Below are 15,416 nucleotides of genomic sequence, written 5' to 3'. Positions count from 1 at the left end.
TTGAGCTGAGTTATCCACCGCCGGCCGGCGTCGTGGTCGAGACTGGCGACCCGCCGACCGGCCGTGGATAACTCATGGGCCTCAGCTCCTGGCACCCCCACAAACCGGGTCCCGGTCCAGTTTGCGAAAGGCCTTGACAACATCCTGCTCATAGAAGGGGCTCGGCCGGGAACATCTTGAGGCCGTCCGTAACGTGGATGCCGAGACTTGCCACCGATGTTGCAGGCCAACCAGCTCAATCTGCATAAACACTTCGCGATGCAAGAAAACCAACAACATGACTCCGTCGACCTCTTCGTTGGCGTTGACGTAGGTAAAGGCCATCATCACGCCGTCGCTCTCGATCGGACCGGAAAGCGCCTGTAAGTGTTCCTGGTCAATCGATTTGAATTTGGCTATCCTGGCGCCTTCATGATGCCGGGGTAACGGATGAAGTGTGTTGTAGAACTGAGCGAAGCCGAGGAAATGACATTGCGGCAGTTGTCGATCAATCACAAACACTGGGATACGCGCACGCGAGCTGCGGGGCTGCTGATGCTCGGGCGCAGGATCAAGCCCAAGGTGATTGCCGAACAACTCGGTGTGAGCGGACAAAGCGTCTACAACTGGTCCCACGCAAGGCGCGACAGTGGTGTGTGCGGTCTGATGGGTGGCCATAACGGTGGCCGTCCGCCAGCGTTGTCCGACGCCATGATCGCCACGGCCCTTGAGGTGGCGCGAACCGAGTCGTTGAGCCTTTCGCAGATCGGACAACGCGTGCAGGTCATTCACGGAGAAGCGCTGCCATGCCGGATCGAAACGCTCGGTGAGGCACTCAAGCGCGAAGGCTTCCCGTTCAAACGCAATCGCTATGCGCTGAAAAAAGCGCAACGAAGAGGAGTTCCGGTTGAAAACTGGTACGCTGGGCAAGCTGCAATGTGCCGCGCGCGACGGTCAGTGCCGCCTGTTTTATTTCGACGAGGCAGGCTTCCGTGCGGCGCCGCCCGTTCAGCGAAGCTGGTCACCACGAGGATTGGCCCACAGTATTGAGCCCAACAGCCATTGCAAACGCAGCGTCGTGGGCGCGCTTGACTTCGGTAGGAACAGCTTCATCTACGCCGCGAGTGCCAGCACGGTGAAACGCCCTGATGTCGTCGAATTTCTCGACTCCTTGATCCGCGAGGGCGATGGCCGTCCGACTGTGATCGTGCTCGATAACGCGAGCATCCATCACAGCATTGAGCAGGACACACTGGACCGCTGGTTTCTCGAACACAGAGCACTCCTGTTCTATCTGCCGCCGTACAGTCCCGAGCTGAATCTGATCGAGATCGTCTGGAACCACTTCAAATATCACTGGCGACGCTTCGTCACGTGGACCACGCAAACCATCGACGCCGAACTCACTGAGCTGCTCGGCGGATACGGCACCAGATTTCAAGTCAATTTCTCGTGAACACTTACAACAAAGCGCTTCCAAGCGATGAAACCAAACTGCGCGCCCTCATCACCGAGCTCAAGGTACACGGCCAACTTTTATTCGTCGTTGACCAGCCCGCCACCATCGGCGCGCTGCCGCTGGCGGTCGCCCGCGACGAAGGCGTTCTGGTCGCCTATCTGCCAGGTCTGGCCATGCGCCGCATCGCCGATCTGCATGCGGGCGAAGCCAAGACCGACGCCCGCGATGCTGCCATCATTGCGGAAGCCGCCCGCTCGATGCCGCACACGCTACGCTCGCTTCGACTGGCCGAAGAGCCACTCGCCGAACTCACCATGTTGTGCGGTTTCGATGACGATCTCGCCGCACAGATCACGCAGACCAGCAACCGCATTCGCGGCCTGCTTACCCAGATCCATCCCGCACTGGAACGGGTTCTGGGGCCGCGCCTCGACCATCCGGCCGTACTCGATCTGCTTGAGCGGTACCCGTCGCCCGCCGAACTTGCCGCGACCAGCGAGAAAACACTCGCCAACCGCCTCACCAAACTTGCACCTCGCATGGGCAAAAGCCTTGCTGCCGAAATCGTTCAGGCGCTCAGCGAACAGGCTGTGGTCGTACCCGGTACTCAGGCGGCAACCATCGTCATGCCGCGTCTAGCCCAGCAGCTCGCATCTTTGCGCAAACAACGCGACGAGGTTGCCAGCGAAGTTGAACGCCTGGTACATGCGCACCCTCTTTGGCCGGTCCTGACCAGCATGCCGGAAGTCGGCGTCAGGACCGCCGCCCGACTCCTCACTGAAGTCGCTCACAAAGCCTTCGCGTCAGCCGCACATCTCGCCGCCTACGCCGGCCTCGCCCCGGTCACCCGACGCTCGGGCTCTTCTATCCGTGGAACACCCATCCAGGCGAGGCAACAAGGTGCTCAAGCGAGCGCTCTTCCTCTCTGCCTTTGCTGCCCTGCGAGACCCGGTCTCAAGGGACTATTACGCCCGCAAGGTCCAGCAGGGCAAGCGCCACAATCAGGCGCTCATCGCCCTTGCCAGACGGCGCTGCGACGTTCTGTTCGCGATGCTGCGCGACGGCTCCCTCTACCAGCCGAAATCCGCCCCTAATGCTTGACGAAACACATAGGGGCACCCCCCGTCTCGAATCTCCCCAGATTTTGCACACTCTCCTTTACGACTGACCGCAGTCTTGCGATTGCCGAAGCCCACCCCATAGATTCTCAGCGCACTGATTTCTGTCGAGTCGCAGGTGATTCCGAAGCACTGTTCCGCTGCCATACGTGCCGAGAATTCCGGATGCTCAGCTGACGGTATTCTCATAAACCGTATATACGGTATTATTGTAGGCTAGTGCTGCGCTCCGCACACGGTGTAGGCGCTGAAGATGCTCTGATCTGGATTGCTAGCCAGCAGACACGTTTCACGCGACAGCGTTGCGCCAGCGCGCGGGGCTCGCGGAAGAAAATGAGCGGACGTAGGGAGGAAAAGCCGTGAAACATTCACATAGACTGAGCACACATACGGCGGGACCCGTCTGGGGACTCGCTTTCGGTTCGTTCGTATCGCTTGCCGGGATTTGTCTGTGGTGCGATGCGAAGCTGTCGGCATTCCCCGGCCCATATGACGAGTCCTTGGGGATAGCTGCTTTGCTTATCGGCGTCTTCGTTGCCACTTTCGCCGCGCACGAACTACGACATCGCTAGTCGCGGTCCAGCTGGTCGTGCGATTTCTCGCATTTCAATTTGAACTCCTGCGAAAGCCACTTCGGCGTGGAAACGGAGATCGATGTCGCACGAGAGAATGGCGGGTCACGGTCGATGAAACATTAGGTGGTGCAGGTTGGCTCGCCATCGTACTGCAAAACCCTGACTCATCTGGCGGGCCCGTCTGACATTGTCTACCTGGAGTAAATCCCGGCGGTCGCGATTAATGCATGGCATAGGCCATGACGCACCACGGTCACTTACACGCCACGTGTTGAACTGAGGATCGGGTCGATGACTCCGATGTTTGAGGCCCAGACTCGTCGTCGAAATCGAAAGAATGCTCTCGTACGGCAATTCTTGCCGTGCCGACGACGGTCCCGACCACATCGACGCGAACGCCTGGCAGATTCAGCGCCCGCTTCTTCTGTTTGCGCTTGCGGCTCATGTCCACACCATATACGGGAAAAGCCCCGTTTCTTTCGAAGACGGGGCAAGTTCAAGTGCAACTGCAGTTAACGCATTGTGTCTATTCAGGGAAAGCGCACCCCGGGGGATGCGGATTGGAGGCGCGTGTCTATGCGGCACGCGTTTTCAAGGGTTCGCCTCTCGAAACAGTGATCCACTGCCCTTCAACCAGTACGTCACGCATAAGCGTGCCGTTCAGGGTGTAGGTGTGGGTTGTCCCAACGCGCGGGTTGACGCGTCGAACGGCAACCGTGACGGCCGCTGTCTGGACGGCTTTACAGGGTTGCTTCATTTGCATGATGTTTCTCGTTGTATGAATGGTCGAGAAACGCCCCTGTGGGGGACGTTCCCCACAGGGTTAAAAGGCAACTGACAGCAATCAAACCGCAAGCGCTGCAACATCGAGAATCGCGTCGGCTTCATCGATCAGGTCAGGCGTTTGCGAGATAAAAAACTCCCGCTCGTACCCACCCTGCCGCAATACCTCACGCTTCATGCGCATGAACTGGAGCTTGCGCTCCGGATCGAGCGGCCCGTCCGACTCGTCGCTAAACAAGGTCCGGTAGGGCTGACCGGCATTGCGTGCGAGATACAGCGCAATGCCACGCGTCAGGCACTCGTTGATCCAGACCTTCTGGCCACCTGACATCACCCCAACTGCCTTGGTGCTGTCGCGGTCGGCGTCATGCACTAGGATTTCAAACCCCTCACGCACTTCGCCACTGGTCAGCTCACGCTGCGTCCGGATCTCCACCGTGAAGCGGGGTCCGTAACAGGCAAGCAGCAGGTCGTTCACCGTTTGCGTCAGCGCGGGCCCGGCGTCATCGATAGTCAGGGCAACTACTCCCTCGTTGCCAAGGCCTTTCGCGAGCAGCTTCCAGCTGGCGATTTCGTCAGAAATGCGGTTAGCGAGCGATTGCGTTGCACCCTCGCCCGCCAGCTCCGTTGCGATAGCTTCGCGCTCCGCTTCCCGCGTCGCCTGTGAACGGATTAATGCCTCGACCCGTCCATTCAACGCAGCGACGGCTTCACGGTTTTGCAAGAGTTGAAGCTCGACAGCCGTGATCGCGGCAGTGACATCCACCGCGGCCAGTCGCGAAACTTCCGACTCAACCTCACGTTGCTGTGCCGTGATGCGCGCCATCTCTTCCTCGCAACGCTTCCGGCTGACCTCCTCCTCTTCGGCGATCACCAGCTGATCACGTTGCGCGGCTTCCAGCGCGGTCGTTGCCGCATCGAGCAGGGGCTTTTGCGAAGCCAGCTCCGTTGCCCGCTCAAAATCGCGGCGCGCAGCGGTCAGTGCCTCGGTCAATGCCTTAAGCTCGGCACGTCGGGTTGCAAGTTCGGCAACCTTCGGCGCCAGCTCTTCGGCCTCCTGACGCTTTGCCCTGAAGGACGCGCGTAACGATTCAAGAGAGATACGCAACTCCGCAACCTGCCCGGACGCTTCACGCGCCTGGGACAGCAAGGGGCACGTGTTGTGCATCTCATGCCCCGCGCACGGCACCGTATTGATGACGCTTGCCTGCGTCTGCAACGTGGTGAAAAGCGTCGCCTTCGTTGCCCCCTGTGACTCGAGTCCTTGCAGACTGGAATTCAACGAGGTCAACGCAAGCTGCTTCTCTCCGAGCGCGGCGATAGTCGCCTGAAGCGGCGCGACAAGTGCTTCGTCGCGACCGATTCGCAGCTGGGCCTCGTCCCGTAGCGTCGCGGCACTGAGAATTGCGTCGCGGCGTGCAAGGGTTGCATTGGCGGCCACGACCGATTGCTGGATCGTCGAACGCCTCTGGGCACAGCGCTGCGCCGTCGCTGCAGCATCCTGCGTTACGGTCTTCAGGGATGCCGCCAACTCGGCACGACGGCCTGCAAGCTGCTGCAACCGCGCCTCGACACCGGCGCTCTCGGTCTGCTTCGCAACCAGCGTGGCCCGCTGCTGGGTCAGGCTTGCGGCCGTCCCCTGCAACGTGTCGCGTTCCTTGCGGGCAACAACGAGAGAATCGCTATCCGCCGCAATCGAACGCTCGGTATGAGCAAGACGTTCGCGCTTCGCGGACAGGCCGACAAGCTCCTGTTGCACGACGCTCAACGACCGACCCAACACTTTTGCAACGTCGGCCGCTTTCGAGGACAACGCACGCAGGTGATCGATCTTCAGCAACTCGGCCAGCAGTCCCTTGATCTCGCTCGCTCCGTATGATGCGAGCGGGCGTCGGCTCTGCGCCGAAAACACGCTCGTAAAGAACGACTCGAGCGAGCCGCAGATCGAGTCAACGCAGTGGTCGTACGTTTCCGCCTTGCCATCTGCAACCGTGCCATCCGGTAGTTCGACCGGGTTCCACGCCCCTGCGTCGTCACGCACTGAGAGGAAGTAATCCGCCTTGCCCGTCTTGCCGGGCTTACGGAATGCGAACGACGACCGGTAGATTCGCCCGTCGTGCTCCCAGTCGAACTCCTTCAGCGCCTGGACGCCACAGAGGTGGTCCCAGTACGAGAAAGCGTCGACTGACAGTTTGGCCGCGCGCGAAGGCATGATCCGATACGGATGGAGGTTGTCCATCAGCGTCGTCTTGCCCGCGCCGTTTGGCCCGGTGAGAACCACCAGACCATTGGGCAGCGATTCCAGATCAAGCGTGATTCGATCACGCTTCATGCCGTCGCGCACACCGGAGAAGCCTTCAAGAGTCAGTTTCAGAGGGCGCATGTCGGCACCTCCGGTCCCGCAGCATCATGAAGGTAGTCGGACGGCAACCAGGGCACGTCGTCATCGTCCGGAAACGATGCGGCGACGACCCGATCGGGCCTTGGAGGCTCGACAGGTTTGACCAGCGTGCCGTCGATTGCTGCGTTGACGGTATCGCCTACAGCAGCAAAGTCAGCAGCCGCCTTCGAGAGCAAGGCGTCCCATCCAATACATCCGGTCAGGGCACGCAACTCACGCGCGGACCATTGGCTCGCCAGCCCTCGCTCGAACGACCAGAGCAGATTCTGAAGTTCGATGCTCGGCACCACGACGAGATCAGCGGGCTGATCATCAACGTGGGCTGCCAGTACGAGAAAGTTACCTTTCTGCGCAGTCACAGCACCTCGGCTGCTACCGAAGGGCTGATGAAAAATGCCAGCAGTAAAGCCGCCGTGACTAACCAGGGATTGCTGGATTTCGCGGGCGCAGACGTTGGCGGTGAAATGCCGTGTCCACTGCGCGCCAGCAGGATAAAGACCAAACATATGCACACTCCAGAGAAAAAAGGACGGAGTGCTCCCTGTAGGGATCGCTCCCCGTCAGGGTTTAAAGAAAATGGATACAGCAAGACTGCAATCGATGCGTCGTGGACGCGGGTGAACCTCGTTTCGATAGCCAGACCGGCTATCGGAACACGGCTGTGTTCAGGAAAAGAGAGCGCCTGACTGGCCACTCCTCGCACAAAATTGCTTCAGGCCGCAAACAGATCATCGGTCAGCCACGACAATGAATCCGCTTTCGCCGGGGCAGGCAGCGAAGGCGGAGCCGGAATTGCCTGCACTTCATCGACTGCAAGTGTCGTGGCAGGATCCGGCGATGACGCGAACCGGGCAAAAATCCCAGCCGCGATCGCTTCGGCGTCGCCCGTGTCGAGCAACTGCAGGCGGTCGAGGACAGAAGCAGGCTCTACATCCGAGAGTTCGCACCACCTTGCCACCTTGCCTGCGACGGTAGTCTCCAGACTGATGCCCTGCGCACGGCTACGAATGACTGGCAGAATGCGACCCTCCAGCTTTAGCCCGGCAGCCCCGACAAACAGCGCCTCGATTGCCTCACGATCAACCGTCTGTCGATGCTCTTCGTCAATCTGCCAGCGCACCCGAACGAACGTATCGCACGACTCCGCTGCAATCGCCTCTAGCTGTGCCATGTCGGGCGGCCCGGCGAAGGTGACGTCAACCGTCTTGCGCGATGGCGTCGGAATCAGCACTGAATCTGCTTCTTCCGGCAGCACGTCCCACAGGCGGTAACCCTTGTCACCCTCTTCGCCGTAGTGAAACCGTCCGATCGAGCCCGGATAGGCGATGAGTCTGCCGGCCCGCTCCCACTGTTGTGCCTTGTGGATGTGGCCAAGCAGAAAGGCACTGCATTGCGCATCGAACAGCGCGCCCAGCGAAAACTCGTGATCGAGACCCGCCATGACGACACCATGCTCTGTTTCGCAGCCATTGACCGTGCCGTGAGACAGGCCCGCGGTTGCGACGCCAGCCTCCCGTAACACCGTGTTCACCCGGCCTGCAGCTGTGAGGTACGCAGCCAGCACATCCCCCAGTTGCGTCCCCGCCGCGAGCGCGCCAACGTGCGCGGCGAGCTGCCCCCGGTTGACCGTAGGCAGACAGGTGAAAACGATGTCCGGTCGAGCCTCGAGCAGATCATTCACCTCGTCCGGAGAAAATATCGGTCCGCTGGAGGCGACGAAGCGCCCCCCGACGAGTGCGACCTGCTGCACCTTGTCAGCGATGAACACCGTGTGGGTGCTGCCCATCAGGCCGAAGTTATCGAGCGTGCCGGGCGGCTCGTGCGAGAACGTGCCCTGAAGCATGACAACCGGCATCGCTTGAGCCAACCGGTGAATCTGGTTGGCCAGCGCGTTCAGTGCCGGCGAGTGCGCTTCGAGCCGATGATCGGTGGAGTCGCCAGTTACCACACCGATCTGTGCGCCGCCGTCGATTGCATGGCCGACCGCAAAACTGAAACAACGATCAGACTCCGCCAGATTGCCCGGCGAATAATGCAAGTCAGAAAATTGAGCCACCTTCAAGATGAGTCTCCCTAAAGCAAAGAGGCCGCCAACGGCAGCCTCAAAGGTTGAACGTCAGAATTTGACGTCAGAGATTCGCAGAAATGGCCGCCGAAGCGGGCTCGTTCGATGCGCACGATGCGCGGTCGAAAGCACTTGAGCAAGGCACCTTGCTGAAGTGTTCTCGGTATGGAGGGAGGAAATAACGCCGGCCCCCGAAGGGGCTGGCAAAGAGGTCAAAGAGGCTATGCCTGGTCGAACAGCACCGACTGGCCAGCCGACGCAATCTCGCGATCAAGCGGAGCGCGGTCAGTCAGGGCACCCGCGAGTCGCTCGTTCATCCGGTCAACATCTGCCGGGCGTTCAGTCCAGCCACGACCGAACGTGACATGCGCATAGACACGAAAGTCCTGCTTGCGAGTCTCGACACTCAGTCCGAGACGCTGCAACAGATCCGACATGCGATGCAACTTGTCTTCGAGGGGCTCATCGACAGCGTTACCCGTCACTTCTGTCTGTGTACCTGGGTCAGCTATGACCGCGCGAAGCGTCGGACCGGAAGAAGATTCAGAATCATCTTGGTCAGACGTAGCAGGACTGCCTGGGCCAGCTTCAGCACCACCGAGGGTGTCGCCATGGATCGGGTGGACATTCCCGCCGGTTTCGATCAGGGCAACCGCCTGGTTGGCGGCATCAAGCGCCGGAACGGGATCTTCAGCACCATCGAGCAGCGCCCCGATGTCGATGTCCGCATCGAGCACCGTCAGCATCTGTTTCTGCCGGACGGGTTCGCCACTCTCGTTGATCCGCGTGATATCAAACTCGCGCTTGGAGATCCAGAAGCGTGTACCGGTCAGCTTTCCACGTGCAAGGAGCACGGTTTGCATTGCAGCGTACGCCTTCTGAAGCACATAGATCGAGTTGGTCGGCAATTCGATCAGCCCCAACCCCTTGATATCAGGGACGGCGAAGATGAATCCCGCAGACAGGTTGCACTGGCGTGACTGGTATTGCGGACATTGCTCGGGATCGCAGATGCCGTCCGGTATCGAATCGTCCTGCCGGAATATGACGACACGGCCACCGAAGTGCCGCTTGCCACGTTGTGCGCGAGGGTCACGCTCGACCTTCGCATACGTCTTGCAATAGCGGGTGCCGTCGTTGCCGTACTCCGAGAAGAACTTCCGCCCGGTAGTACCCCATGCAGCCATCTGGTTTGGCAGGTTCTGCATCCAGTCGTTGAAGGCGAACAACGCCGGGAAGCGGTACAGCTTGACCCCGTCGCCACGATCCTCGCCATACAGCCGGAGAATCTCGTCGGCCACTTCCGGATTCGTAAAGTCGGAGCGCCGGCAGGTGAAATACGGCACGTTTTTGGGCACGAGCGCATCCTTGATACGGCACTGGGACTCCAGCGTCTTCGCGATCGTCTCGAACGAATCTCCCGCCTCGACCATCTCACGGTAGATCTTTGCCGCCCGTTCATTGTCGGGCGCGATCGACTGCTTGAGCACCTTGATACCCGGTCGGATCCGCCCAATGGTCGGCGGGCGCATAGCGCGCTCCTCCACCAGACTGCGTGCCGGTGAGCCGGTCATACTGACTACAGCGTTCATGAGGGTTTCCTCGCAAGAAAGAAGATAGCTGACGTGCGCAACTCGCCGGCCGACTGCTCCAGGGAGTCGGCCACCGCGTTGCCACGGACCTCAGCTATGCGGGACAGAAAAACGCGACGTTCCGGATCGCAAAGCATCGCGACATGGGCTACCTCGCACTGTGAACGCCAGGCTGGCGAAACGGTGTCGGCGGATGCACGCTCCTCGTCGATCTTGTGACTGATCGTCTCGGCAATGCGCGCGTTAAGGTGGTCGGGAAGCATGAAAACCTCCGGTACAGGAAAAAACACAGGACGAAAAAAAAGCGCGCTCCCGGTCAGGGGAACGCGCTTCGGATTCGGTGGAAATGACCCGGGCGCCACATCCCTTTCGGGGATGTGGCGCTCAGGGAGCCGTGAGGCTCATATCGAGGACGTGAGGTCGTCCTCGCGCGGCATGGTCACGCCGCGCAACAGCCCATTTTCGGAAAAAACATTCCGCCGCAGGATCACGGATCAGCGCACTGCAATCGCTCTACCCGAATGGGCTCTGGAGAGAGAACACCCGAATCTCCGGGTTCGAACGAGGTCACGGCGCAACTGAATGCGGCCGACGACGAGTTTTATCGCTGAAAGATGGGGAGCGCGGGCGAAGCGCTCATCAGAAGAGATTCCACACCAGTTGCCAGCTGGTCGGAGCATGCACAAAGGCACGGCTTGTACAGAAGATGGACTTCGGGCTACGAAGTCAAAGGTCGATGCGTCAGTGACGCCAGGAATGAGTCCAGTATTGCCGAAAACCGGACCATGCAACATCGGAAAGATCACCAAATGAGCGTAGCTTTTGCCCGCTACGCAGTTTGCGGAACACGCAGAATTCGTGGTGAGAGAGACCACCACCCGAAATCAAAATGGCCGCTGTTCTTGATAATCCGCGCAAACCGGAGCCGTCGCCGCTTTCTGGGCACGCCCCATCGACACTGGCGCATGTCGACAACCCGCAAGTTGCCGCTGCTGCCGCTGTAGCGCCACCGCCGCCCAACGACCCAGGCGGCACCGGGCTCAAGCCTATCGAACGGCTCACGAGCGATTCGCGCATCGCACGGATCATCCCGCAGTCGGACTCGCGCACGATCCTGAAGTACTCATCGCACTTTATCCGCGATTTCGTGCGCTCGGACTACAACTTCTGCGCAGCCAAGGTCACTGTCGCCCGCAATGGCAAGCTGCTGGCACTGGACGCGGCGTTTCGGGCAACCGACGAGTGGCTGACCAAGGCAATTGCCTGGATCGAAAAGCGCAACGCTCGCACCTTCCCACGACCCCAGGAAGAAATCGAACTGCTCGTCACCCACCCGCTGGCCGGCAGGCTCGTGCGATGCCTGTCCCAATACGATCGTCTCTCAGGCCGGTCGATGGAAGCCGTGTTCGCACAGAAGCTGCAGCCAGAAGAGCGCGAGACGCTTGTGGCTAACGCCGAGAAGCGCATCCGGCATATCGCGCTCGTCTGCGTGCCCGACAACGACCAGTACGACTTCGACGGCAGCCGCCGCGAAGAGTAACGGGTTTCACTCGCACAACAGCCTGGCGCACTTGACAGCGCAGCCAGCTCGCTAAGCTCGTCCCAGGACGACGGAGGAAAGTGTGAATATCAGGGATATCGAAAATCTGCATGCGCAATACGCACCGCAGCCTGTCGTGATCGATCTGACTGGACAGGTCGCGGCTATTCCTGCACTGGCAGCGCCAGTGTCTGGCGACGGGCCCCCGGCATCGATCAGATGGCCGAGGCTGCGGTTCAGCAAGCGCGTCGCGATCGTCGCCGCGGCCGCCGCCCTTGCTCTGGGCGGTGGCATAGGCGCCGCGCGGTTATGGGTAGTTCTAGGACGGACGGGTGCAGCGCACGTCGTACCGGTGGCGCAGACGCACGCCCCGTCATCGCCGGCCCCCGTCAACGCAGCACCTGCTCGCCCGCTAAGCGCTTCCGACCTTGCCGTTACGGGCGAGCCACAGATCGGCATGGTGAGCGTGGATCCGCGTGAACTGCTGCGGCAGACGGCAAAACCTGCCGAGTCGGCGCGCGTGGCCGATGCTCCGGCAATTCAGGCGGCCGCAACCGATGAAGCAAGGGCGATAGCGTCGCCCATCCACGCCGCGCGCCATGAGCCGGTGCAGGCCGCGCCGACCATGACGCCCTCGCCCGCTCCGCAGTCCGTTGCGCCGGTCCAGAAGCCGCAACCCGTTACGGAACCCGCAGCCGTTGAACACCCGCAGGCGCAAGTGCCATCGCCGGCGCCCGCAGCAGCGCACCATCTTCACCGGTTGGTAGCGCCCGCAAGCGCTGCGAAGACGGACACGCCGCAGCAGGCGGATCAGGACAAACCCGCCGCTCCCGCCCGATCGGGTGACGTGCAGATTTTTTGAAGGATTAGCCGCATGAAACCACAGTCACTCAACGTTACGCTTCTGGCGGCGGGATGCACGATCCACGGCGACATGATCCTCGACCATGGGATCAGCACCTTCGGGATTGTCAGCGGCGCGCTGATTGCGAACGCCGGCCTACTCCATGTTGGCGTGGGCGGCATGGTGAAAGGCCCGCTTGAAGGCGAGCACGTGCGCATCGACGGTACGGTAGAAGGCGACGTGCGCGCACGGGGCATTCTCGAAATTAACGGTCGCGTAAGAGGCAACATCTACTACTGCGGCACCATTCGCCTTGGGCCGCGCGCCTCGCTTGAGGGGCAAATTTCCCGTGTAGCACGCGAGCTGACAATCGAAAGCCAGCCATCTAACGTTCAGCCGCTTTCACGACAGTCAGCAGCAACGCCAGGTCTGGCGTAGTTACGCCGATTTGCGGAAATCCGACGTCGAACAAGGAAAACAAACTGATATGAAAAAGACATTCGCTTTACTGGTTGCGGCCATCTCATTGAGCGCGCACGCCAGTACCATGGAGAGCGTCGGTGCGGCTTGCCCGTACAACCGCGCGCAAGGTTTTTCCGGTTCTTCGGCCGCTGCCCATCGTGTTGCCTGTGTGGAACACAACTGGTTGGATGTCGCGAGCCTTAAAAACGTATCCGTCAGGTTCGAAGCTTTCGCGAGCAGTGCAAGTGGTGTGCCATCGCACCTGTTTATCGATCACCAAGGCTTTGTCGGCATTCCCTCAGTGACGTCCGTGTCGGAACAGTCAGACTATGTGGCGGCCACAACGCCGTCCGAGGTTAAGACCGCGAATATATCGACTGGCGTTACTCTGCAAGCGACGGTCGTATCGATCAATGCTGACCACACCGCGCACGTCGTGCTGGATATCGACGCGGTGAAAGTGACAGGCGGGGGGCACGACCACGCTGACGTAAGTGTTCCAGTTGGCGTGAAAACGGTTGTCGCGACAGACGACGCGGGCATCGAGTATTCGATCACGGTCGATGAACTAGCGCCTCAGATGGAGATCGGATAGCGATTGGATATAACAGCGTGCTCGACCGATGCGGGATAATGTTGTTCTCTCAGGTTCTGGCACGGCACTCGGAATAGCCAGAATCCTTAGCCGATCGTTAATCCGGTCGGCTTTTTTTTGTGACGTAGATTACAACGCATTGATCGCTGAAAGAAGGGCAGAGATAACAGCGGCCTGGAAACAAAGATTAATCGCCAGAACAACCAGGAATACCTCGGCCAAGGCCCGCTTCCTGAGCCACCAACGTTTGATGAACTGTTTGCCCCATACAATCGCGTCGCCGTTAGTCGACGGGTATTTTTGAAACGCGCGCGCCCTCGCTGGCGCGACAACATTTTCGCGCACCGAATCAGCAAACAGACTGGAACTGGCCACGGCGGCGGCGGCGCCCATCAGGCCGAAGATAATTCCAATAACCCACTTGATAGCAGCGGGGTGACCTTGCAGCCCACCATGACAGAACACGAAACTCATGAAGAAAAAGAACGCTTGAATTGGAACGTTCTTAATAAAGTCTAGGTAGGCCTTTCGCCCCTCGCCTATCAAATACATACCGGTCCCTCACGTTATAGGTAGGAAAGAATGATGACACACTGTTTGACGAATTGAGTGCATCGGTATGGGCACGACCTTCGATGAGGCAGTGGATCTCGGGAACAATGCCCGCAAATGCCCGGACGATTTCCATCGGTTCCCGGTTACGCCCAACGTGAACAAGAGCGGCAGCGGAAACGAAAGCCCTACGTTCAACGAACGCATCGACGCTGACGAGGCCCAGGCGGGCTAAGCATCGTGCCGCTTCCCCTGCCAGCGGCGACGCTGGAGAAGACCCCGCCGTTTGTCTCCGTCGAACACTTGACCTGTAACCTAGCTACGCTCGGACTCGATCACAAATCGCGACACCGGATTCTTCCTGATCGTTGAGATCACCAGACTATCACGCGCACGAGTCATAGCCACATAGAACAGGCGGCGCTCCTCGGACTCAGGACTCTTCTCGTCGGGCACCACGCCCTCTTCGGCGCGAGTGATCCAGACGTGGTCCCACTCCAGCCCTTTCGAACTGTGCATCGTGGTGAGAATGAGCGCGCCTTCTACCGGCTTGTTGTTGTCCCGCTTCAGGAACTCTATCCGTTCATTGAACGGTCCGTTGAGCCGCGAGACGACGTCGTACGTCGCCTGGATCGCCCGGATCGCGGTGTCGCCCTTCGCGTACCCAAGCATCCATTCGAGCACACCCTCAAGCGCCAGAGAGTATGCCTGGCGGGAAGTCAGAGCCTGCCACTCCGACAGCCGCTTCATGAACCCGCGGTATGCGGTGGCGGTGTCTTCGGACAAGCCGATCGCGACCAGTTCCTTTTTTTGCTGCTGCACCAGGGTTGCACCCATCAACCTGTGAAGTGCGCTCAGGTCGCTCGTACTCATCTCACTGTGGGCGAGTACAGCATCCAGTCCGTTGTGCTTCGTACCCTGCACTATCTCGAGCAGATTGCACATTAACGCACCCTGCGGACGGTTCAGGACCGACTGGCCCGAGGCGCGATAATAGTTCACTCCGTGCGACCGGCAGACCGATTCGATCGGATCCAGTATGCGATTCGTGCGGGCGAGAATCGCGCACGATTGCCCCGCAGCGAGTTTCGGCTGCAGTGCCTCGACAGCGGCCGCGGCGTCAGCGTACTCGTCGTCAAACCGCTGCGACTGCACGGCTCCGCCTGCACCGCGCTCGGCGACGAGACGCTTTGGGATGCGATCGACGTTATTCCGGATTACCCGATCTGCAGCGCTCAAAATCTCGTCACGGCAACGGTAGTTGCTGCCCAATACCACCCTGCGAGCCTCAAACGACGAGGCGAAGCTTTCCATCCCACGGAAACCAAGCGCCGCCCGAAAGCCGTAGATGCTCTGTAAAGTGGACCCCTCTGTCAAGACAGAGATGATCGCAATTTAAGCTGCATCGATACCACACGCAGCTGAACAGCGCTGCCCCGGTTCCGCGCTGG

12 protein-coding genes and 4 pseudogenes are annotated in these 15,416 nt (G+C 60.0%); 9 read left to right on the top strand and 7 right to left on the bottom strand.

The window, feature by feature from the left end; translation table 11 throughout:
• Nucleotides 1-197: 197 nt before the first annotated feature.
• The 4 genes and pseudogenes from P3T40_RS44345 to P3T40_RS44330 all read left to right on the top strand — a co-directional run.
• Nucleotides 198-363, top strand: a pseudogene (locus tag P3T40_RS44345) (IS110 family transposase); the annotation flags it as partial.
• Between the two features lie 66 nt (nt 364-429).
• A pseudogene (locus P3T40_RS44340) lies at nt 430-639 on the top strand (helix-turn-helix domain-containing protein); the annotation flags it as partial.
• Nucleotides 640-886: 247 nt separating this feature from the next.
• The gene (locus P3T40_RS44335; RefSeq protein WP_429273990.1) at nt 887-1,435 is read left to right on the top strand and encodes an IS630 family transposase; all 549 of its coding nucleotides are present in this window, start codon (nt 887-889) and stop codon (nt 1,433-1,435) included.
• 5 nt (nt 1,436-1,440) lie between these two features.
• A pseudogene (locus tag P3T40_RS44330) lies at nt 1,441-2,539 on the top strand (IS110 family transposase); the annotation flags it as partial.
• Between the two features lie 1,436 nt (nt 2,540-3,975).
• Here P3T40_RS44330 and P3T40_RS44325 read toward each other — a convergent pair.
• The 5 genes from P3T40_RS44325 to P3T40_RS44305 form a co-directional block, all read right to left on the bottom strand.
• The gene (locus P3T40_RS44325; protein WP_429273989.1) at nt 3,976-6,297 is read right to left on the bottom strand and encodes an SMC family ATPase; all 2,322 of its coding nucleotides are present in this window, start codon (nt 6,295-6,297) and stop codon (nt 3,976-3,978) included.
• Nucleotides 6,285-6,821, bottom strand: a complete 537-nt coding sequence (locus P3T40_RS44320) for a hypothetical protein (RefSeq protein WP_429273988.1) — start codon at nt 6,819-6,821, stop codon at nt 6,285-6,287. Before P3T40_RS44320 ends, P3T40_RS44325 begins: the two co-directional genes overlap by 13 nt.
• Before the next feature lie 206 nt (nt 6,822-7,027).
• Nucleotides 7,028-8,377 carry a metallophosphoesterase family protein gene (locus tag P3T40_RS44315; protein WP_429273987.1) on the bottom strand — a complete coding sequence of 450 codons (1,350 nt, stop codon included), beginning with the start codon at nt 8,375-8,377 and terminating at the stop codon, nt 7,028-7,030.
• 224 nt (nt 8,378-8,601) lie between these two features.
• Nucleotides 8,602-9,972 (bottom strand): hypothetical protein, encoded by a 1,371-nt coding sequence (locus P3T40_RS44310; RefSeq protein ID WP_429273986.1) that lies wholly within the window; start codon nt 9,970-9,972, stop codon nt 8,602-8,604.
• Complete coding sequence (locus P3T40_RS44305; protein ID WP_429273985.1) at nt 9,969-10,235, bottom strand: DUF7696 family protein; 267 nt, start codon at nt 10,233-10,235, stop codon at nt 9,969-9,971. The genes P3T40_RS44310 and P3T40_RS44305 overlap by 4 nt, the downstream gene beginning before the upstream one ends.
• Nucleotides 10,236-10,861: 626 nt before the next feature.
• On the opposite strand from P3T40_RS44305, the gene P3T40_RS44300 reads away from it, so the two are divergent.
• The 4 genes from P3T40_RS44300 (at nt 10,862) to P3T40_RS44285 (ending at nt 13,413) form a co-directional block, all read left to right on the top strand.
• Nucleotides 10,862-11,512 (top strand): DUF1845 domain-containing protein, encoded by a 651-nt coding sequence (locus tag P3T40_RS44300; protein WP_429273984.1) that lies wholly within the window; start codon nt 10,862-10,864, stop codon nt 11,510-11,512.
• Between the two features lie 82 nt (nt 11,513-11,594).
• A complete protein-coding gene (locus P3T40_RS44295; protein ID WP_429273983.1) occupies nt 11,595-12,374 on the top strand; it encodes a hypothetical protein in 780 nt (259 codons plus the stop codon).
• A 12-nt stretch (nt 12,375-12,386) separates the two neighbouring features.
• Nucleotides 12,387-12,794: a bactofilin family protein gene (locus P3T40_RS44290; protein WP_429273982.1), complete on the top strand. Its 408-nt coding sequence runs from the start codon at nt 12,387-12,389 to the stop codon at nt 12,792-12,794.
• A gap of 10 nt (nt 12,795-12,804) precedes the next feature.
• A complete protein-coding gene (locus P3T40_RS44285) occupies nt 12,805-13,413 on the top strand; it encodes a hypothetical protein (RefSeq protein ID WP_429273981.1) in 609 nt (202 codons plus the stop codon).
• A gap of 129 nt (nt 13,414-13,542) precedes the next feature.
• Here P3T40_RS44285 and P3T40_RS44280 read toward each other — a convergent pair whose 3' ends face one another.
• The gene (locus tag P3T40_RS44280; protein ID WP_429273980.1) at nt 13,543-13,965 is read right to left on the bottom strand and encodes a hypothetical protein; all 423 of its coding nucleotides are present in this window, start codon (nt 13,963-13,965) and stop codon (nt 13,543-13,545) included.
• A gap of 67 nt (nt 13,966-14,032) precedes the next feature.
• Between P3T40_RS44280 and P3T40_RS44275 the strand changes: the two genes are divergently transcribed.
• Nucleotides 14,033-14,200: a hypothetical protein gene (locus P3T40_RS44275; RefSeq protein WP_429273979.1), complete on the top strand. Its 168-nt coding sequence runs from the start codon at nt 14,033-14,035 to the stop codon at nt 14,198-14,200.
• Between the two features lie 80 nt (nt 14,201-14,280).
• On the opposite strand, the pseudogene P3T40_RS44270 reads toward P3T40_RS44275, so the two are convergent.
• A pseudogene (locus tag P3T40_RS44270) lies at nt 14,281-15,327 on the bottom strand (3'-5' exonuclease); the annotation flags it as partial.
• Nucleotides 15,328-15,416: the final 89 nt, after the last annotated feature.

Origin of the sequence: Paraburkholderia sp. EB58 (genome assembly GCF_050436665.1) — a bacterium.
Lineage (GTDB): Bacteria > Pseudomonadota > Gammaproteobacteria > Burkholderiales > Burkholderiaceae > Paraburkholderia.
Note: the sequence above shows the minus strand (reverse complement) of the source record. Positions and strands in the feature narration are given on the sequence as shown.